The 18,763-nt window shown below is 71.4% G+C and carries 17 protein-coding genes, 1 tRNA gene and 1 pseudogene; 8 read left to right on the top strand and 11 right to left on the bottom strand.

The features are described 5' to 3' along the window. Nucleotides 1-103 precede the first annotated feature (103 nt). Complete coding sequence (locus tag FBY22_RS36175; RefSeq protein WP_142152181.1) at nt 104-697, top strand: histidine phosphatase family protein; 594 nt, start codon at nt 104-106, stop codon at nt 695-697. A gap of 35 nt (nt 698-732) precedes the next feature. Here the strand turns inward: FBY22_RS36175 and FBY22_RS36170 are convergent, their stop codons facing one another. Next, nucleotides 733-2,175, bottom strand: coding sequence for a hypothetical protein (locus FBY22_RS36170; RefSeq protein WP_142152180.1), 1,443 nt, complete (start codon nt 2,173-2,175; stop codon nt 733-735). 271 nt (nt 2,176-2,446) lie between these two features. Here FBY22_RS36170 and FBY22_RS36165 point away from each other — a divergent pair, with 271 nt between their 5' ends. Together FBY22_RS36165 and FBY22_RS36160 are read left to right on the top strand one after the other, a co-directional pair. After that, nucleotides 2,447-2,878, top strand: coding sequence for a hypothetical protein (locus tag FBY22_RS36165; protein ID WP_260845281.1), 432 nt, complete (start codon nt 2,447-2,449; stop codon nt 2,876-2,878). Between the two features lie 48 nt (nt 2,879-2,926). Further along, nucleotides 2,927-3,796, top strand: a complete 870-nt coding sequence (locus FBY22_RS36160; RefSeq protein ID WP_142152179.1) for a spermidine synthase — start codon at nt 2,927-2,929, stop codon at nt 3,794-3,796. 6 nt (nt 3,797-3,802) lie between these two features. On the opposite strand, the gene FBY22_RS36155 is transcribed toward FBY22_RS36160, so the two are convergent. Further along, nucleotides 3,803-4,312, bottom strand: a complete 510-nt coding sequence (locus tag FBY22_RS36155; RefSeq protein WP_142152178.1) for a hypothetical protein — start codon at nt 4,310-4,312, stop codon at nt 3,803-3,805. Nucleotides 4,313-4,409: 97 nt separating this feature from the next. Here FBY22_RS36155 and FBY22_RS36150 point away from each other — a divergent pair, with 97 nt between their 5' ends. The 3 genes and pseudogenes from FBY22_RS36150 (at nt 4,410) to FBY22_RS36140 (ending at nt 8,072) form a co-directional block, all read left to right on the top strand. Continuing rightward, complete coding sequence (locus tag FBY22_RS36150) at nt 4,410-5,114, top strand: response regulator transcription factor (RefSeq protein ID WP_142152177.1); 705 nt, start codon at nt 4,410-4,412, stop codon at nt 5,112-5,114. Next, nucleotides 5,111-6,549: pseudogene (locus tag FBY22_RS36145) on the top strand (sensor histidine kinase). Before FBY22_RS36150 ends, FBY22_RS36145 begins: the two are co-directional and overlap by 4 nt. Before the next feature lie 74 nt (nt 6,550-6,623). Beyond that, nucleotides 6,624-8,072 (top strand): cellulose binding domain-containing protein, encoded by a 1,449-nt coding sequence (locus tag FBY22_RS36140; RefSeq protein ID WP_142152175.1) that lies wholly within the window; start codon nt 6,624-6,626, stop codon nt 8,070-8,072. A gap of 96 nt (nt 8,073-8,168) precedes the next feature. On the opposite strand, the gene FBY22_RS36135 is transcribed toward FBY22_RS36140, so the two are convergent. The 4 genes from FBY22_RS36135 to FBY22_RS36120 are packed head-to-tail and all read right to left on the bottom strand — an operon-like array spanning nt 8,169 to nt 12,897. After that, complete coding sequence (locus FBY22_RS36135; protein WP_142152174.1) at nt 8,169-9,608, bottom strand: GH1 family beta-glucosidase; 1,440 nt, start codon at nt 9,606-9,608, stop codon at nt 8,169-8,171. Between the two features lie 60 nt (nt 9,609-9,668). Next, nucleotides 9,669-10,556: a carbohydrate ABC transporter permease gene (locus FBY22_RS36130; RefSeq protein ID WP_174267342.1), complete on the bottom strand. Its 888-nt coding sequence runs from the start codon at nt 10,554-10,556 to the stop codon at nt 9,669-9,671. Next, the gene (locus FBY22_RS36125; RefSeq protein WP_142152173.1) at nt 10,553-11,578 is read right to left on the bottom strand and encodes a carbohydrate ABC transporter permease; all 1,026 of its coding nucleotides are present in this window, start codon (nt 11,576-11,578) and stop codon (nt 10,553-10,555) included. Before FBY22_RS36125 ends, FBY22_RS36130 begins: the two co-directional genes overlap by 4 nt. Beyond that, entirely contained in the window at nt 11,575-12,897 is a 1,323-nt protein-coding gene (locus FBY22_RS36120) for an ABC transporter substrate-binding protein (protein WP_142152172.1), read from the bottom strand. Before FBY22_RS36120 ends, FBY22_RS36125 begins: the two co-directional genes overlap by 4 nt. 352 nt (nt 12,898-13,249) lie before the next feature. Here FBY22_RS36120 and FBY22_RS36115 point away from each other — a divergent pair, with 352 nt between their 5' ends. Beyond that, nucleotides 13,250-14,308, top strand: a complete 1,059-nt coding sequence (locus FBY22_RS36115) for a LacI family DNA-binding transcriptional regulator (protein WP_142152171.1) — start codon at nt 13,250-13,252, stop codon at nt 14,306-14,308. A 57-nt stretch (nt 14,309-14,365) separates the two neighbouring features. Here the strand turns inward: FBY22_RS36115 and FBY22_RS36110 are convergent, their stop codons facing one another. From FBY22_RS36110 to FBY22_RS36090, 5 genes are all read right to left on the bottom strand, one after another. Continuing rightward, a complete protein-coding gene (locus FBY22_RS36110; protein ID WP_142152170.1) occupies nt 14,366-14,884 on the bottom strand; it encodes a GNAT family N-acetyltransferase in 519 nt (172 codons plus the stop codon). A 75-nt stretch (nt 14,885-14,959) separates the two neighbouring features. Then, nucleotides 14,960-15,032: transfer RNA gene (locus tag FBY22_RS36105), tRNA-His, on the bottom strand. A gap of 108 nt (nt 15,033-15,140) precedes the next feature. Next, entirely contained in the window at nt 15,141-15,749 is a 609-nt protein-coding gene (orn, locus tag FBY22_RS36100) for an oligoribonuclease (protein WP_142152169.1), read from the bottom strand. A 149-nt stretch (nt 15,750-15,898) separates the two neighbouring features. Beyond that, nucleotides 15,899-17,128 (bottom strand): helix-turn-helix domain-containing protein, encoded by a 1,230-nt coding sequence (locus tag FBY22_RS36095; RefSeq protein WP_142152168.1) that lies wholly within the window; start codon nt 17,126-17,128, stop codon nt 15,899-15,901. A 378-nt stretch (nt 17,129-17,506) separates the two neighbouring features. Next, entirely contained in the window at nt 17,507-17,830 is a 324-nt protein-coding gene (locus FBY22_RS36090; protein ID WP_142152167.1) for a hypothetical protein, read from the bottom strand. Between the two features lie 309 nt (nt 17,831-18,139). Between FBY22_RS36090 and FBY22_RS36085 the strand changes: the two genes are divergently transcribed. After that, nucleotides 18,140-18,667, top strand: a complete 528-nt coding sequence (locus tag FBY22_RS36085; RefSeq protein WP_142152166.1) for a universal stress protein — start codon at nt 18,140-18,142, stop codon at nt 18,665-18,667. The last annotated feature ends 96 nt before the right edge of the window (nt 18,668-18,763 follow it).

Genomic DNA, 18,763 nt, shown 5'->3' with positions numbered 1-18,763 from the left:
CCCTCAAAGACGCAGAGATCGACCGTCGGGTTGCCCCCGCACAGGGTGCGGGATGATGGAACGGTTCCGCCTGCGATTTCTCTTCCGGAAGGGTTTCCACCTCATGGCACCGCGCATCCTGCTGGCCCGGCACGGACAGACCGAGTGGTCGCTGTCCGGAAAGCACACCGGCAGGACCGACGTGCCGCTCCTGGAGGAGGGCCGACGCGGCGCGAAGGTGCTCGGCGAGCGACTGCACCGGGCGCCGTTCGAGGGCCTGCCCGGGGTGGAGGTGCGCACCAGCCCGCTGGTACGCGCGCGTGAGACGTGCGACCTCGCCGGGTTCGGCGAGCGGGCGGCCGTCTGGGACGCGCTGATGGAGTGGGACTACGGCGCGTACGAGGGCATGACGCCGGACGAGATCCAGGCGGTGCGGCCCGGCTGGCTGATCTGGCGGGACGGGGTGCCGCAGGGGGAGTCGCTGTCGGAGGTGACCGCCCGGGCCGACGAAGTGGTGGCCTGGGCGCGCTCGGCCGACCGGGACGTGCTGGTGTTCGCGCACGGGCACATCCTGCGCTCGATCGGGGCGCGCTGGCTGGGGCTGCCGGTCGATTTCGCGGCGCGCGTCAGGCTGAACCCGACGTCGCTGTCGGTGCTGGGCTGGGCCTACGGGGAGCCGGCGATCGAGAGCTGGAACGACTCGGGGCACCTGGCCTAGGCCCTGGCGGCCCAGCCCCGGGCGCGCCGGGGTTCTCATGCCGTGCGCGGCACCGACGCGTGGCGCTCGAGGAACCCCGAGACCCCCGACGCCCGCCGGTGCGGCAGCAGCACTCTCGCCGTCCCCGCCAGCATCGTCTGGACGCGGGACGACTGCACCTGGTCCAGCAGGTCCAGCACTCGCATCCCCGCGTCCGCCGCCTCGTCCGGCCGGCCGCCCCGCGCGAGGTCGTCCGCCAGCTCCGCCGTGTACAGGGCGATGTTGCGGGTGAAGTGCGGGTCCTGCAGTCGCGCGGCGCGGCGCGCGTGCCGGGCGGCGCGCGGCCAGTCGCCCAGCGTGGACCAGCACTGCGCCTCCAAGCCTTCCAGTTCGGCCTCCCCGTAGAAGCTCATCCACTCCGGGTCGGCGTCCGAGGGGCCCCGCTCGAAGAGGACCTGGGCGCGGGCGAGCGCCTGTTCGCAGCCGGTGCGGTCGGCGAGGCCGGCCCAGCCGCCCGCCTCGCGCAGCGCGAGCAGCGACATCAGGCGGGCGGATCCCACACTGCGGCCGACGCGTTGCGCGGCCTGCGCCGCCCGCACCGCCTCGCGCGGCCGCCCCGCGTCGCGCGCGAGGAAGGCGGTGTTGCAGAAGGCGTGCGCCTCCAAGCCGTCGTCGCCGGTCATCCGGGCGGTCGCGAGGGCCTCCGCGTAGTGCGAGCGGGCGTCGTCGAAGCGCCCCGAGTCGTGCGCCAGCCAGCCCACCGAGATGGCGAGTTCGCCGGCGCCCGAGTGCAGCCGGTCGGCGGTCGCCTGACGGGTCGCGCCGGCGTCCAGTAGCGCGTAGGCGGCGCGCAGCGGAAGCGACGCGCGCCGGTAGAGGCCGTCCGCGCCGTGCCGGTCGTCCAGCAGCCGGATTCTGCGGACGGCCTCCTCCAGCGCGTGCGCCTGGCTCGTCCCGGCGCGGCGGACGGGCCGTCCCGCCGCCGCGGCGTCGAAGGCGAGCCCGATGGGCCCCAGCGAGGCCGCGGCCACGGTGGCGCCGCCGGTCATGAATGCGCGACGCAGCACGTCGCTCTCCTCGAAGTCGTCGTAGGTCTCGTGGTTCGGTGTGTCATACGGCTCCTGCGCCCCAGGAGTCTCACCGGTCGCGCACGCCCGGCTCGCCGGAGGCGCGAGCGGCGCGTCCTCGTCCGCGCGCGCCCGGCGTCCGCGTACGGACGACCGGGGCGCGAAGCCCAGGTCGGTGAGCGTGCGGCCGGGGAACATGTGCAGGAACACCCGCTCATAGGCGTAGTTGGGGCAGCGGATCTCGCCCGCCTCCACCCGGCCCACGTAGCGCGCGTCGCAGCTGACCCGCTCCCCGATCTCCCGGGCGGCCCGCCGCACCGCCGCGGCGAACTCGGCCGGCGAGCGCCGGCCGCGCAGTCGGCGGAAGGCGGCGTTGGGCCGCGTCGGGCGGGCGGGCAGGGGCTGGGACGAAGTCACCTTTGACGACGCCATGGCCGGGTCCTCTCGTGCGAACCGTCGAACCATGCCGGGTTTGGGACGGGTTGAACTGTGAAACCCCGTTTCCGGCGGGCAAGAACGTACCCGCTGTGCCGGACCCGCCACGCAGGGTTTGGCTACAAAGCGGATATCTCATCCCGGATCTGCCATGAACTGCCATCCTTTGTGGCGCACTTCCGCCGTAGCCGTTGACACGCGCCCGCGTTGAACCCGGTGGACCGGGAGCCGCCCGACTCCCGACCCGCTTCGTTCAAGGAGGGGTTCCGTGGTGGATGCCGGGATGAAGACGACGTCATCGACGACGGCGGGGCGCGCCCCGACCCCGGACCACAGCCCGCCGCCCCTCACCGACGGCCCCTGCGACCTCGTCACCGTGCCGGCCCGGCAGGGACTGGAGGCCGTCGACATCCTGCGCCGCGGGGCCGGCGACGCCGTCGGGCCCGTCCTGCACGACGACGGCTGCGACACTCTCGGCTTCCTGGTCCCGCCCGGCACGGCCGCCGCCTGGGACGTGCCGGGCAGTACCTGCACCGAGACCGACGGGCGGGGGATGAGCCTGAACCCCGAGCCGCTCGTCGAGGGGTCCGACTGGCTGCTGCCCCCCGGCGAGGTCGACCTCGCGACCGATCCGGCGGTGCTGCGTGCGGCGCTCGGCGAGGCGGCCCGGCTGATCGAGGCCGCCGACAACTGCCGGTGAGCCCGGTCCGGGCGGGCGGGGCGGTCCCGGCGTGCCGATAATGGCGCAATGGGAAAGTCCAGGAGTCCGCGGCGCGGCGGTGCCGGCGCCGAAGCCGTCGTCGAGGCCGTCGACGGCGGACTCGCCGAGCTCATACCCGACCGGGACCGGGCGCGCGCCTGGACGCTGTTGATCGACGGGGCGCCGCAGTCGCACGTCGATCTCGACGACCCCTCCCACCTCTCCTTCGAGTACCAGCGCCGGCTCGGCCACGTCATCGATCTCGCCGCACCGGCCGGAAAGCCCGTGCACGCCGTGCACCTCGGCGGGGGCGCCCTCACCCTCGCCCGCTACGTCGCCGCCACCCGCCCCCGCTCCACCCAGCAGGTCGTCGAGCGCGACGCGGCCCTCGTCCAACTGGTGCGAAAACGGCTGCCGCTGGACCAGAACGCCCGTGTCAAAGTGCGCTCCGCGGATGCCCGCGAAGGTCTCGCCAAGGTCCTCGACGGCTGGGCCGACCTCGTCGTCGCGGACGTGTTCAGCGGCGCCCGCACGCCCGCCCACCTGACCTCCACGGAGTTCCTGGACGACGTACGCCGGGCCCTCAGGCCGGGCGGGACCTACGCCGCCAACCTCGCCGACGGCCCCCCGCTGGCCCATCTGCGCGGCCAGATCGCCACCGCCGCCGCCCGCTTCCGCGAACTCGCCCTGATCGCCGACCCGGCCGTGCTGCGCGGCAAGCGCTTCGGCAACGCGGTCCTCGTCGCCTCCGACACCCCGCTGCCCATCGCCGAACTCACCCGCCGCGCCGCCTCCGACCCGCACCCGGCCCGCGTCGAACACGGCCGCGCCCTGCTGGACTTCACCGGCGGCGCGCTCCCCGTCACGGACGCCGAGGCGACCGCGTCCCCCGCCCCGCCGCCCTCGGTCTTCCGCTAGGGCCGGCTAGTAGTTCCCCACGTCCACATGGGGCGGGCCGTCGTGCCAGGCGCAGATCACCGACACCTTGTCCGTGCCCGAGGTGAACTCCACCCGGATCCAGGTGTCCGTCTTCCACGTCTGCATCGACCAGCCGGTGTCCGGGGCCGCCATCACGAGCGTCGCCGAACTCGCGCCGAGGTCGAAGACCACCCGACCGCCGTCGGTGTCATAGCTCTTGACGTGCCCGGAGGCGGTAGGGGACGCGGTGGGGGACGGGGTCTTCGAGGGCGTCGGCGCCGGACTCCGGGACGGCTTCGCCGACGGGCTGCGCGACGGCGTCGGGGAGGGGCGCCTCGTCGACGACGCCAGCGGTTTCGCCTCCTGCGTGGTGGCGCCGGCCGCCGTGATGGGCAGGGCGCGCGGCGGGTCGTAGGCCGTGCCGGCCATCACCGTGTGGACGCCCCACCACGACAGCGTGACCGCCGCGCCCGTGGCGAGCGACCAAGCCAGTACGTGTACGAGTCCTCTGCGCATCGCCGTCATACTGCCTCACGAGTCCCACGGGCCGCACATGCTCGGAGTTATCCACAGGCTCCGGTGCGGCCCGCCCGCATGGCGTACGGTGCCGCGCATGGCAAGTGTGCTAGTGGTCGAGGACGACCAGTTCGTACGTTCGGCGCTGATCCGGCACCTGACCGATGCCGCGCATACCGTGCGCAGTGTCGGGACGGCGCTGGAGGCGCTGCGCGAGGTCGCCCATTTCCGTTTCGACGTGGTCGTCCTGGACCTCGGTCTGCCCGATCTCGACGGCTCCGAGGCGCTGAAGATGCTGCGCGGGATCACCGACGTGCCCGTGATCATCGCCACCGCCCGGGACGACGAGACGGAGATCGTCCGGCTGCTGAACGCGGGCGCGGACGACTACCTGACCAAGCCGTTCTCGGTGGAGCACCTCTCGGCGAGGATGGCGGCGGTGCTACGGCGCTCCCGCACCGCCGCCGGCGACGTACCGCCGTCCAGCGTCCTGCGCGTCGGCGGCCTGACCGTCGACCCGCTGCGCCGCCAGGCCGAGCTGGACGGCGTCCGGCTCGACCTCACCCGCCGCGAGTTCGACCTGCTCGCCTTTCTGGCCGGCCGCCCCGGAGTCGTCGTGGCCCGCAAGGAACTCCTCGCCGAGGTCTGGCAGCAGTCCTACGGAGACGACCAGACCATCGACGTCCATCTCTCCTGGCTGCGGCGGAAGTTGGGCGAGACGGCGGCGCAACCGTGCTATCTGCACACACTGCGGGGCGTCGGCGTGAAGCTGGAGCCGCCCGGCGGGGAGGTGCCCCGATGAGATGGGCGCTGGTCAAGGTCTGTCTGGCGGTGACCGCGATGGTCGTGGTCGCCTTCGCCGTGCCGCTCGGGCTCGTCATCAAGGAGATGGCCCGGGACCGGGCGTTCTCCAACGCCGAGCGGCAGGCCGCCGCCGTCGCCCCGGCGCTTTCCATCACCACCGAGCGCGACCAGCTGGAGAAGGTCGTCGCCTCGGCGGGCTCCGACGCCGAAGTGGCCGTGCACATACCGTCGGCCGACGGCAGGGCTGCCGTCGACATCGGGCGCAGCCGCGCCGCCGGCAAGGACATCGCCACCGTGCGGAAGCTGGGCCGCGCCTCCACCACCGAGGTCCCCGGCGGCTTCACCCTGCTCTCGCCGGTCGCGGTCAGCTCCGGCGCCATCGCGGTCGTCGAGGTGTTCGTGCCCGAGTCCGAGGTCAGCAACGGCGTCGGCACGGCCTGGGCGGTGCTCGCCGGGGTCGGCGTCGCGCTGATCGTCGGCTCCGTCGCGGTCGCCGACCGGCTGGGAGTGCGGATGGTGCAGCCCGCCCAGCGGCTGGTCGAGGGCGCGCACGAGCTGGGGGAGGGCAAGCTGGGGGCACGGGTGCCGGAGGAGGGGCCGACCGAACTGCGGCTGGCGGCGGTCGCGTTCAACTCCATGGCCGACCAGGTCGTACAACTCCTGGCCAATGAGCGCGAGTTGGCTGCGGACCTGTCCCACCGACTGCGCACCCCCCTGACCGTGCTGCGGCTCAACGCGGCCTCGCTCGGCGAGGGGCCCGCCGCGGATCAGACCAGGGCCGCCGTCGCCCAGCTGGAGCGCGAGGTCGACACGATCATCCGCACCGCCCGGGAGGCCAAGCCGCAGACCGCCGCGGCCGGGCCGGGCGCCGGGTGCGACGCGGCCGAGGTGGTGCGCGAGCGGATGGCGTTCTGGTCGGCGCTGGCCGAGGACGAGGGCCGCAAGTGGCGGGTGGCCGGCGCCGACCGGCCGGTGCGGATACCCGTGGCCCGGGCGGATCTCGCGGCCGCGCTGGACGCCCTGCTCGGCAACGTCTTCCGGCACACCGCCGAGGGCACGGCCTTCGCGGTCGACCTGCACAACGGCGAGGACGCGGTGATCGTGCTCGTCTCCGACGCGGGCCCGGGCATCCTCGACCCCGAGGCGGCCATGGCGCGCGGCCGCGGATCGGGCAGCGACGGCTCCACCGGCCTCGGACTGGACATCGTGCGGCGCCTCGCGGAGTCGACCGGCGGTGACGTGCGGATCGGGTCGTCCGTGCTCGGCGGCACCGAGGTGCGGATCTGGATCCAGCTGGACGGGCGGGCACGGACGCCGGGCGGACGGGGCCACCGGTCGGTGCGCCGGCGCAGACGGGCCGTCGCGAGGTGAGTCGGAGCGACGCCGAAGGCGTATTGGTCTCGACCTTTAACCGCCCCCGATCCCTTCCTTAAGCGCACCCTAAGATCCTCAACCCCCGCCCGGATCAGGAACTTTGCCCGATTCCGGCTCGCTAGCGTGCCTCGCCATGAGCATGCATCGACACAAGGTCAGCGGCAGGAACAAGGTCATCGGCGGTGTCGTCGCCGCGGCCGTCGTGGGCGGTGGCGCGGTCCTCCTCACCGGCACCGCGCACGCGGCCGGCGTCGGCGCCGCGTACACGAAGACCAGCGACTGGTCGACGGGGTACACCGCCCAGTACGTCGTGACGAACAACAGCGGCGCGACGGAGAAGACCTGGAAGCTGGAGTTCGACCTTCCGTCGGGCGCCAAGCTCAGTTCCCTGTGGAACGCCGAGTCGGCCGTGAGCGGGCAGCACGTCACCGTCACCCCGGCGAAGTGGGACACCGACGGCCTCGCGCCCGGCAAGTCCGTCACCGTCGGCTTCGTCGTCAACGGCACGGCGGACCCGCGGGGTTGTGTCATCGACGGCGCCAAGTGCTCCGCGGACGACGGCCCGGCGCCCGAGCCGAGCGGCCGCCCCACCGAGTCCCCGACCCCCACGGCGACGCCCAAGCCGACGGCGACCCCCACCCCCACCGCGTCCCCCTCGCAGAGCACCGGCACGGGCAGCGGCACCACGACGAGCGCGGGCTTCGCGCCCTACGTCGACACCTCCCTCTACCCGGCCTTCGACCTCCTCGCGAGCGCCGACGCCACCGGTGTGAAGACCTACAACCTCGCGTTCGTCACCGACGGCGGCGGCTGCACCCCCAAGTGGGGCGGGGTGACGGACCTCGGCAGCGACGGTGTCGCCGCGCAGATCGGCTCGCTGCGCGCCAAGGGCGGCGACGTCCGGGTCTCCTTCGGCGGCGCCTCCGGCTCGGAGCTGGCCACGACCTGCTCCTCGGCGGACGCGCTGGCCGCGGCGTACGGGAAGGTCGTGGACGCGTACAAGCTGACCAAGGTCGACTTCGACGTCGAGGGCGGCGCGCTGCCGAACACGGCCGCGAACACCCGCCGCGCCCAGGCGATAGCCAAGCTCCAGGCACAGCACCCCGGCCTGGACGTGTCGTTCACCCTGCCCGTGATGCCCGAGGGCCTCACCCAGGACGGTGTGAACCTCCTGTCCAACGCCAAGTCCAACGGCGTGAAGACCTCCACCGTCAACATCATGGCCATGGACTACGGCGCCTCGTACAGCGGTGACATGGGCACCTACGCCGTGCAGGCCGCGACCGCCACCCAGGCGCAGGTCAAGAGCGTCCTCGGCCTCTCCGACAGCGCGGCGTGGAAGACGGTCGCGGTGACCCCGATGATCGGCGTCAACGACGTCTCCACCGAGGTCTTCAAGGTCGACGACGCCACCCAGCTGGTGGACTTCGCCAAGTCCAAGGGCCTGGGCGGCCTGTCGATGTGGTCCGCGACCCGCGACAAGCAGTGTCCCGGCGGCACCAAGCCCACGGCCGACGCCACGTGCAGCTCGATCACCCAGAGCGCGTTCGCCTTCTCGAAGGCCTTCGGCGCCTTCAACTGACCGGTCGTGAACGCAGCCGGGGCGCGGCGCCCGTCGGCCGCCGCGCCCCGCCCCCCGCTCTCCCGCCGCCCGGCCCGACCGGGCGGCGTTCTGCCGTCAGTCGGAGATCACCGGCGGCAGCGTTCCGGACCGCGCCGCCTGCCCGTACCAGTGGGCGCTCGACTTCGGCGTACGGGCGAGGGTGGCGTAGTCGACGTAGATCGCGCCGAAGCGCTTCTCGTAGCCGTACGCCCACTCGAAGTTGTCCATCAGCGACCACAGGTAGTAGCCGCGGACGTCCGCGCCGTCGGTGATCGCGCGGCGGACCGCCGAGAGGTGCCCGTGCAGGTAGGCGATGCGCTCGGGGTCGTGGACGCGGCCGTCGGGGTCGGGCTTGTCGTCGCAGGCGGCGCCGTTCTCGGTGATGTACAGCGGCAGACCGGGTGCCTCCCGGGTGTAGCGCATGATCAGCTCGTGCAGGCCCGTCGGATCGATCGTCCAGCCCATCTCCGTGCGCTCGCCCGGCGTCTGGTGGAAGGCGACGTCGTCGGCGCCCGGCCACGGGGAGTGCTCGCTGGCGCCGTGCCCGTCGGTGCGCGGACCGGTCACCTCGGCACCCGCCGCCGAGACCAGGCACGGCGTGTAGTAGTTGAGGCCCAGCGCGTCCAGCGGCTGGTGGATCGCGCGCAGGTCGCCGTCGAGGACGTACGACCAGTCGGTGATCGACTCGGTCGCCGACAGCAGCGACTCGGGGTAGGCGCCGTGCAGGATCGGGCCGTGGAAGATCCCGTTGGCCAGATCGTCGATCCTCCGCACCGCGGCCAGGTCCGCCGGGTCCTGCGGCGAAAGCGGCCTCACCACGGAGGAGTTGAGGCTGAGCGCGACGGTGTTGCGGGCCGGCATGGCCGCGCGCAGCGCCGAAGTGCCCAGCCCATGGGCCAGGTTGAGGTGGTGCGCGGCCCGCAGCGACGCCTCGGGGTCCGTGCGGCCCGGCGCGTGCACGCCGGAGGCGTAACCGAGGAAGGCGCTGCACCACGGCTCGTTGAGCGTGATCCACTGCTCCACCCGGTCGCCCAGCGCCTCGCCGACGATCTGCGCGTACTCGGTGAACCGGTAGGCCGTGTCCCGCTCCGGCCAGCCGCCCGCGTCCTCCAGCTCCTGGGGCAGGTCCCAGTGGTAGAGGGTGACGGCCGGCCTGATGCCGTGGTCCAGCAACTCGTCGACCAGGCGGCGGTAGAAGTCCAGGCCCACCTGGACGGCGGGTCCCCGGCCCGTCGGCTGCACCCGCGACCAGGAGATCGAGAACCGGTACGCCGTCAGGCCCAGCTCCGCCATCAGCGCCACGTCGTCGCGGTAGCGGTGGTAGTGGTCGACAGCGATGTCACCGTGCTCGCCGCCGGCGGTCTTGCCGGGCGTATGGCTGAAGGTGTCCCAGATCGAGGGCGTACGGCCGTCCTCCCGCACCGCCCCCTCGATCTGGTACGCGGAGGTCGCCGCGCCCCAGAGGAAGGCGGGAGGAAAGGTCACCGGGGTGGCCGGCGTTGCGGCTTGAGGCATGGAAGCGCTCCCATGAGAGGTCGTACGGACCGGAGAATTCGTAAGAGGGATGTCAGGGCGTCAGCCCTTGATCGCGCCGGCCATGATGCCGCCGACGATCTGCTTGCCGAACAGCAGGAACGCGATCAGCAGCGGCAGCGTGCCCAGCAGCGCACCCGCCATGATCACGGCCTGGTCGGGGACGTACCCGGTGCCGAGCGAGTTCAGGGCGACCTGCACGGTCGGGTTCTGCTGCGTCAGGGCGATGATCGGCCACAGGAAGTCGTTCCAGGCGAACACGAAGGTCAGCAGGCCGAGGACGGCCATCGCGGGCCGTGCCGCGGGGAAGACCACGTGCCAGACCACTCTCAGGCTGCTGGCCCCGTCCACCCGGGCCGCCTCGATCAGCTCGCTCGGCAGCGCCTGCACCAGGTACTGGCGCATGAAGAACGTGCCGAAGGCCGTCACGAGCGTCGGCAGGATGACCGTCTGCAGCTGGTTCGACCAGCCGAGGTCGGACATCCACAGGTACAGCGGCACGACGGCCAGCTGTGGCGGGATCATCATCGTGCCGATGGTCAGCAGCAGCAGGACCCCGGAGAACCTGAACCGCAGCTTGGCGAAGGCGAACCCGGCGAGCGTGGAGAACACCACCGTGCTCACGGTGATGGTGCCCGCGACGATCACGCTGTTGAGCATCGCCGTGCCGAGGCCGGCCTGGTCCCAGGCGGCCTGCATGTTCTTGAACAGGTTGCCGCCGAACCACAGCGGCGGGGGCGTCTGGGCCAGCCGCCGGTCGGTGCGCGAGGCCGCGATCGCCGTCCACACCAGGGGCGCCAGCGAGACCAGCGCGAAGACACCCAGGACGACGTAGGTCATCGGGCCCGCGTGCAGCTGCTTGCCCGCGCCCATCACACGGCGGGTCTTCTTCGGCCTCGCCTGAGGCAGCGTCAGGTCACTCGTGGTCATTGGGACTTCCTCAGGCGTCGGGTGAACAGCAGGTTGATCACCGCGATGATCATCAGGATCAGGAACATCGTCCAGGCGATCGCCGACGCCTTGCCGAGGTTGCCGATGATCCAGCCCTGGTCGTACATGTACAGACCGAGCGTCTGGTACTGGTGCTCCGACCCGCCCTTGGAGCCGCTGACCCCGCCGAACAGCAGGGGTTCGCCGAAGAGCTGGGTCGCGCCGATCGTGGAGACGACCACGGTGAACAGGATCGTGGGCCTGAGCTGCGGGATCGTCACGTGGCGGAACTGCTCCCAGCGGTTGGCCCCGTCGATCGCCGCCGACTCGTAGAGGTCGGTCGGGATCGCCTGCATCGCCGCGAGGTAGATCAGCGCGTTGTAGCCGGTCCACCGCCAGATGACGATCGACGACACCGCGAACTGCGAACCCCAGTCGGACTCACGCCAGTTGATCGGATCGATCCCGACGAAGTGCAGGATCCAGTTGATCATGCCGCCGTCCCACGAGTACAGCAGCGTGAAGACGAGCGTCGCCGCCGCCACCGAGGTGGCGTACGGGGTCAGCATCACGACCCGCCAGACGGTGGAGCCGCGCAGCTTGTAGTTCAGCAGGTGGGCGAGCCCGATCGCGGCCATCAGCTGCGGCACCGTCGAGATCAGGCCGATCGTGAAGGTGTTCTTCAGGGCGTTCCAGAAGAAGTCCGAGCTGAGCAGGTTCTTGTAGTTGTCCAGGCCGGCCCAGGTCTGGGTGTCCAGCGAGGAGAGCTGCACGTTGTGCAGCGAGTACCAGGCCGTGTACAGCAGCGGGACCAGCGAGAAGGCCCCGAAGATGACGAAGAAGGGAGCGATGAACGCGTACGGGGACGCCTTCATGTCCCAGCGGTACAGCCGGCTGCGCCAGGACGAGGGGCCCTGGGGGGGTGTACCGCGACCGTGAGCGCCCCGGGCCGCGCCCGGCGAAGTGCCGGGCGCGGCGTCGGCGCTCGTCGCGGGTTGCGCGAGAGCCTTGGAGCTGGTCACTGGCCGAGCACGTCCTTGATCTCGTTCTTGGCCGCGTCCCAGCCCTGCGAGGGGCTCTTGCCCTTCTGCTCGACCTGCAGGATGCCGACGTCCGTGAGGGCGGTGTTGATCGGCTGGTCCTTGATGCCGAAGACCTGGACCGGGATGGTCTTCGCCGAGTCACCGAAGATCTGCGTGATCGGTGCGTCGGAGAAGTACGCCGTGGTGTCGGCGGCCGGCTTCAGGCTCGCATACGCCGACGGGGTCGACGGGAAGCTGGCCTGCTTGGCGAACACCTTCGCCTGCTGCTCGGGCGCGGTCAGCCACTTCGCCAGGGCGATGGCCTCCTTCTGGTGCTTGCCCGCCGTCGGCACGCCGAGGAAGGAGCCGCCCCAGTTGGACGCGGTCGGGGCCGCGGCCACGTCCCAGTTGCCCTTGCCGGCGACACCGGACTTCTGCTCGATGTAGCCGATCATCCAGGCCGGGCAGGCCACCGTGGCGAAGGACGCGTTCGCGTAGCCCTGGTCCCACGGCTTGTCGAACTGCTTCAGCTTGGCCGACATGTTGCTGGTCGCCACCGACATCGCGACGTCCCAGGCCTTCTTCACGCCCGCGGACTTGTCCCAGATGACGTTGCCGTCCTTGTCGTAGTAGCGCTCGCTCGCGCCACCGAGGGCCGCGTTGTAGATCGAGGAGGCCGAGTCCACGAACTTGGTGCCCTTGGGCGCCTTCTTCATGTACTCCTTGCCCAGGTCGACGTACTTCGCCCAGTCGCCCTTCCACTGCGCGGCGAGCTTGGTGCGGTCCGTCTCCAGGCCGGCCTTCTTGAACAGGTCCTTGCGGTAGCAGATCGCCATGGGACCGACGTCCGTGCCGAGCCCGATCAGCTTGCCGTCCTTCGTGGTGGCCTGGGCGTTCTTCCAGTCCAGCCACTGGGACTTGTCGACGTCCTTGCCGAGGTCGACGAACTTGCTGCCCTGCGTCTGCACGGCCTCGGTGACGTTGCCGACCTCGATGGCCTGGACGTCGTCCGTGCCGGAGCCGGCCTGCAGGCGGGTGAGCACCTTCGGCCAGTACACGTCGGTACGAGTGGTGACGTTCTCCTTGATGCTGATGTTCGGGTGCAGCTTCATGTACTCGTCGTAGAGGCCGGCCTGCTTGTAGCCGAACACACCGAAGGTGCCGATGGTCAGTGTGGTCTTGCCCTTGCCACTGCCACCGCCGTCGTTCGACGAGCCACTGTCCGAGTCCTTGGAGCAGCCGGCCAGCAGCCCCGTGGCCAGCGCGGCCACGGCCGCGACGGCCATGAGCCTGCGGGACCGTCGGGTACTCGTGCCCATTTGCGTCCTCCTGTTGCCTGACGTGCCGACCCCCCGGCCAACGGCATTGTTGGGCCCGTTCGTGCTCGCTGCGGCTCGGGCGGGGAACGTGCGGGATGTGTATGTGTCAGGTACCGTGGGAGCGCTCCCACAGGTGATGTGTTGAAGGTTCGTCGGTTCGGGCGGGGGTGTCAAGGGAGCAGACGCGGAGTTATGCGTTCAGTTATCGGGCCGTTAAGTGGAATAGCGGGGTCCGTGACCTGCTCCCTCCGGACGGTCCCCGGCCCGGGGACGACGGCACCCTGTGGCAGTCACCGCTGCTGGCGGGGCTGTTAGATTCCAGCCAACGTAGGTCCATGGGAGGGCGGAGCCAATGGCAACAGGCCACGGAGCGCGGGGTCGAAGCGGAGGCCGGCCCACCCTCGAAGAGGTCGCCGCGCGCGCCGGCGTGGGCCGCGGCACGGTCTCCCGGGTCATCAACGGCTCTCCCCGGGTGAGCCAGGCGACCCGTGCGGCGGTCGAGGCGGCGGTCGCCGAACTCGGCTACGTCCCCAACACGGCAGCGCGCGCCCTGGCCGCCAACCGCACCGACGCGATCGCCCTGGTGGTCCCGGAGCCGGAGACGCGCTTCTTCGCCGAGCCCTACTTCTCGGACATGCTCAAGGGCGTGGGCGCGGAGATCTCCGACACGGAGATGCAGTTGCTGCTGATCTTCGCGGGCAGCGACCGGGAGCGCAGGAGGCTCGCCCAGTACCTGGCCGCGCACCGGGTGGACGGCGTCCTGCTGGTCTCGGTGCACGCGGACGACCCGCTCCCCGACCTGCTCGCCCAGCTGGAGATCCCGGCGGTCATCAGCGGCCCCCGCTCGGCCGCCGAGACCCTGACCTCGGTGGATTCCGACAACTACGGCGGCGGCCGCTCGGCCACCGAGCACCTGCTCGTCCGGGGCCGCCGCAAGGTCGCTCACATCACCGGCCGCCTCGACGTCTACGGCGCCCAGCGGCGCGTCGACGGCTACCGCGACGCCCTGCGCGACGCGGGCCAGAAGGTCGACGAGGCCCTGATCGAGCCGGGCGACTTCACCGAGGAGGGCGGCCGCCGTGCGATGACCCGCCTGCTGTCCCGCTGCCCCGACCTGGACGCGGTCTTCGCCGGCTCGGACGTCATGGCGGCTGGCGCCCGCCAGGTCCTGCGCGAGGAGGGCCGCCGCATCCCCGATGACGTGGCCTTGGTCGGCTACGACGACTCGGCCATCGCCCGCCACATGGACCCGCCGCTCACCAGCGTCCGCCAGCCCATCGAGGAGATGGGCCGCCGCATGATCGACCTCCTCCTGGAGGAGATCGCCGACCGCCGCCCGGCCGCGTCCCGCGGGCTGGAGCGCCGGCAGGTGGTCCTCGCCACGGAGCTGGAGGCACGGGCGTCGTCGTAGGGCCGTCCGGCAGGCGGACGTAGCACGCTTTCGTCGGTGTCGTAGTGGGCCCCGCGTTCAGCGGGGCAGTGCCAGGTGCCAGCGGCGTTCGCCGTCGTGTTCCTCGTTCGTCGGGGTCAGGCCGGCTGCCCGGGCGACGGCGGCGGAGGCCGCGTGGTCGGGGTGGATGTGCGCCGACACCGTGAACACAGAGGTATGCCGGCCGAGCAGGGCCACGAGTCCGCGGGCCGCTTCGGAGGCGTAGCCGCGACCCTGCCAGGGCGTGCCGACCACCCAGGCGATCTCCGCGTCCGATCCCGCGACGGTGGCCTGCACCGTTCCCACCAGCCGGGAGTCCTCCCGTCGCCGCAGTACCCAGTTGCACCAGGAGACGCCCGGGTCGGGGGAGCCGGCGACCAGACGTTCGTAGCGGGCGCGGAGGGCTTCGGGGGAGTGCGGGCTGCCGCCGATGAAGGTGTGCAGCGCCGGGTCCGCCAGTACGGCGGCCATCTCGTCGGCGTGGCCGACGGCCAGTGGGACCGCGTCCAGGCGGGCCGTGCGGAACGGCTCCGTGAGGAGGGAAGTGGTCTCGGTCATCGTCGGCACCCTATGCCCGAAACGCGAATCAGCCGGTGGCTTCCGTCTTCACGGAGCCACCGGCTGATTGTTCAGGGTGAGTGACGGGACTCGAACCCGCGACATCCTGGACCACAACCAGGTGCTCTACCAGCTGAGCTACACCCACCATGACCGGTCGAGGACTTGGGGTCTTTCCGACCGGCCGAGAAAAAGTGTACAGGGTCCGAAGGGGTGCTCGCGCACGGCTTTCGCGGCCCCCCTCCGGCGACCCGTGTCACCCCTGCTGAGCAGGCAGGACGTGCTTCGCCGCGATCGATCTGGCGGTGTCCGAGTCCGGTCCTGGCTGCGGTACGAAGATGGCCTCGCGGTAGTAGCGCAGCTCGGCGATCGACTCCCGGATGTCGGCGAGGGCGCGGTGGTTGCCGTTCTTCTCGGGGCTGTTGAAGTAGGCGCGGGGGTACCAGCGCCGGGCGAGCTCCTTGATGGAGCTGACGTCGACGATCCGGTAGTGGAGGTAGTCCTCGAGGGTCGGCATGTCACGCAGCAGAAAGCCGCGGTCCGTGCCGACCGAGTTGCCGCACAGCGGAGCCTTGCCGGGTTCCTTGACGTGCTCGCGGACGTAGGAGAGGACCTGGTCCTCGGCGTCCTGCAGCGTCGTGCCGCCGGGGAGCTCCGCCAGCAGCCCGGACGCGGTGTGCATCTGACGCACCACCTCCGGCATCGTCTCCAGGGCCTGGTCCGGCGGCCGGATGACGATGTCGACTCCGTCGCCGAGTACGTTCAGCTCGGAGTCGGTGACGAGGGCGGCCACCTCGATGAGCGCGTCGTCGGACAGCGAGAGGCCGGTCATCTCGCAGTCGATCCACACCATGCGATCGTTCATGCGACCACCCTAAAGCTGGCGCTTGCTTTTTAGGTGACCGGTGTCGGGGTCGGTGTCCCAGGGGGCTGCCGCCCCCTGGACCCCCGCTTCGGCCCGAAGGCCTCGTCCTCAAACGCCGGACGGGCTGGAATCCGCCCGGCGTTCCGAGGTCAGGTACCGCTGCGCTGGCCCGGCACGCTCGCGCGGCCGGCCATGTACGCCTCGCGGCCGTTGTCCGCGGACGCGGTCGCCGTCGACAGGGACGGTCCCGCTCCCACCGCGCTCGCCGCCGCCCGCCGGCTCTGCAGCGGCACCGGCTGGTCGGGGTGCAGCAGGGGCGGCGGGCCGGCGGCGCCCTCGACGTCGGCCGGCTTCTCGCTCTGCGGACGCCGGGCCCGGTACGCGGCGCGGTACGCCGCCGGGGACGAGCCCAGCTGACGGCGGAAGTGGCCGCGCAGCGCCACCGGCGAGCGGAAGCCGCAGCGGCCCGCGACCTCGTCCACCGAGTAGTCCGACGTCTCCAGCAGACGCTGGGCCTGCAGCACCCGCTGCGTGATCAGCCACTGCAGCGGGGCGCTGCCCGTCAGCGACCGGAAACGGCGGTCGAAGGTGCGGCGGCTCATGTACGCGCGCGCGGCGAGCGTCTCCACGTCGAACTGCTCGTGGAGGTGCTCCAGCGCCCAGGCGACGACCTCGGCGAGCGGGTCGGCGCCGATCTCCTCGGGTAAAGAGCGGTCCAGGTAGCGTTCCTGGCCTCCTGTCCGGCGCGGCGGGACCACCAGGCGGCGGGCGAGCGCGCCGGCCGCCTCGTTGCCGTGGTCCGTGCGGACGATGTGGAGACAGAGGTCGATTCCGGCCGCCGTACCGGCCGATGTCAGTACGTCTCCGTCGTCGACGAAGAGTTCCCTCGGATCCACGTGCACCGACGGATAGCGCTTGGCCAGCGTCGGTGCGTACATCCAGTGTGTGGTCGCGGGGCGGCCGTCCAGCAGGCCCGCCGCCGCCAGCACGAAGGCGCCGGTGCACAGCCCGACTATGCGGGCGCCTTCCTCGTGCGCCCGGCGCAGAGCGTCGAGCGCCTCCTCCGGCGGCGGTGAGGTGATCGAACGCCAGGCCGGTACGACGACCGTCCCGGCGCGTGAGATCGCCTCCAGGCCATGTGGCGCGGTGAGTTCCAGGCCCCCTGTGGTCCGCAGCGGGCCTTCCTCGCCGGCCGCCACCAGCAGGCGGTAGCGCGGCACGCCGGCGTCCTGGCGGTCAATCCCGAACACCGACAGCGGAATGGAACTCTCGAAGATGGGGCCGCCGCTGAACAGCAGCACCGCGACGATCTCCTTGCGGCGTCGCCCGGAAAGCTTCCGGGCCGCGGCTTCCGGCGCGGCGGTGGAGTCGTGGCTCATACTGCTAAGCCCCCCTCGGTGGTCGCGGCTCCTCGGTTGTGTCGCTCCTGCACGTTTCCCCTCGGTCCTGCACGAGTCCCCCGCCGTAAGACGTCAAGATCGAATTTACTGTGTTGCGTGGTGCCGGGGTGACCCAGTTCGGGAACCGGCACATTGTCGACATGGCAACTTGGCGTGAAGCATTCGATCACGAAGCGTTGCACTCGTGGGCCGTGCAGGGAAGTGCGCCTTGTCGCGGTGGCCAATCCACATAGGGTACGCGGGGCCCCGTACCCCCTTTCCGTGCAGGTCGAACGGGGGTTGGGGGGTGGTCCGGGGGTGGGATGCGCGGGTATCGGAAGTTGGCTGAAAAGTGTCGGGCGCGTGCGCGGAAACCGGTCAGCCGACCGGTGTGCTTCCGCCGGTGTGACGTCCGCCTCGGTGAGCGCCCGTACCCGTTCTGTGACGGCGCCCGCGGTGGGGTGCGCTCTCCTCGGCCGGGAGCCGGGCCGCGCCCCGCTCGGACTGGCGCAGCAGCAGCCTGCACACCGCTGTGACGGCGGCGAGGCCGAGGGCGGTTCCCGCCGCTCCGGCGAGCGAGGTGCCGTACCAGAGCAGGACCACGGGCACCAGGACGCAGCTGAAGGCCGCCCAGCGCACGACGTCGGTCGCCGGGTTCTCGGGCGGGCGGGACGGGTCGGGGGCGTGGGGCGGTCCGGGCATACGTGCTCCCTGGGGGACGAGTCACGCGGTTCAACGCGTGTTCGACCGGTCGGTCACTGCACGTCCGTGCCGGATGTGGGCCCGCGCCGGGTGAATCCTGCGCGAACCGCCTGTACAGCGCAGCAACCATTGCGTTACGGGCGCCCCCTCGTGCATGCTCCCTGGAACCCCCACCGACGGAGGGCAGGATCTGGGCTAAGGAGGCGTGCCGCCGTACCCTTGGGGGTATGGGGCGGGAAAGATGATTCCCGGACAGCTCCGCCGCACACTGTCGTCCCTCCCATAAAGGATCACAACGCCGAGACAGCCATGGCCGGTCACGAATTCTTCGAACCCAGGGACCGCAAGCGGCCCGTCGCCGACCCCACGGCGGCCGAGCCCCTGGCGGCGGAAGAGCCACGCCATTCCTGCGATCCCGCTTTCAAGCACGGCGTGGTCGTCGGCTTCGACGGCTCCACGTCCAGTGAGCGCGCCCTCGCGTACGCCATCGGCATGGCCCACCGCTCCGGCTCGGGCCTGATCATCGTGCACGTCGCCAACCGGCTGCCCACCACGGTGTGGGCCGGCTGTGAGCCGCCGGTCTTCGTGGACGTGCCGGACCACCGGACCGAGGTGCTCGGGCTCGAACTCGCCTGCGCCGACTACCTCGCCGAAGTGCCGTGGATCCTGGTCGAGCGCGGCGGTGACATCTGCCACGAACTCGAAGAGGTGGGGCGCGAGTACGAGGCCGACGCGATCGTCGTCGGGTCGACGCACGGCATCGTCGGACGGCTCTTCGGCTCCGTCGCGGGGCGGCTCGCCAAGCGGGCGAAGCGGCCCGTCATCGTCATCCCCTGAGTTCCCCGCTCTCCCAACTCCCTTGTGCAGCGCGAAACTACTCGCGCGTAGAGGTGTTTGTGTCCTTGTGAAGGGCATACCTCTTGCGCGACGCGC

The organism is Streptomyces sp. SLBN-31 (assembly GCF_006715395.1).
Lineage (GTDB): Bacteria > Actinomycetota > Actinomycetes > Streptomycetales > Streptomycetaceae > Streptomyces.
The sequence above is the reverse complement of the archived record's forward strand: the minus strand, read 5'-3'. Positions and strand labels throughout refer to the sequence as shown.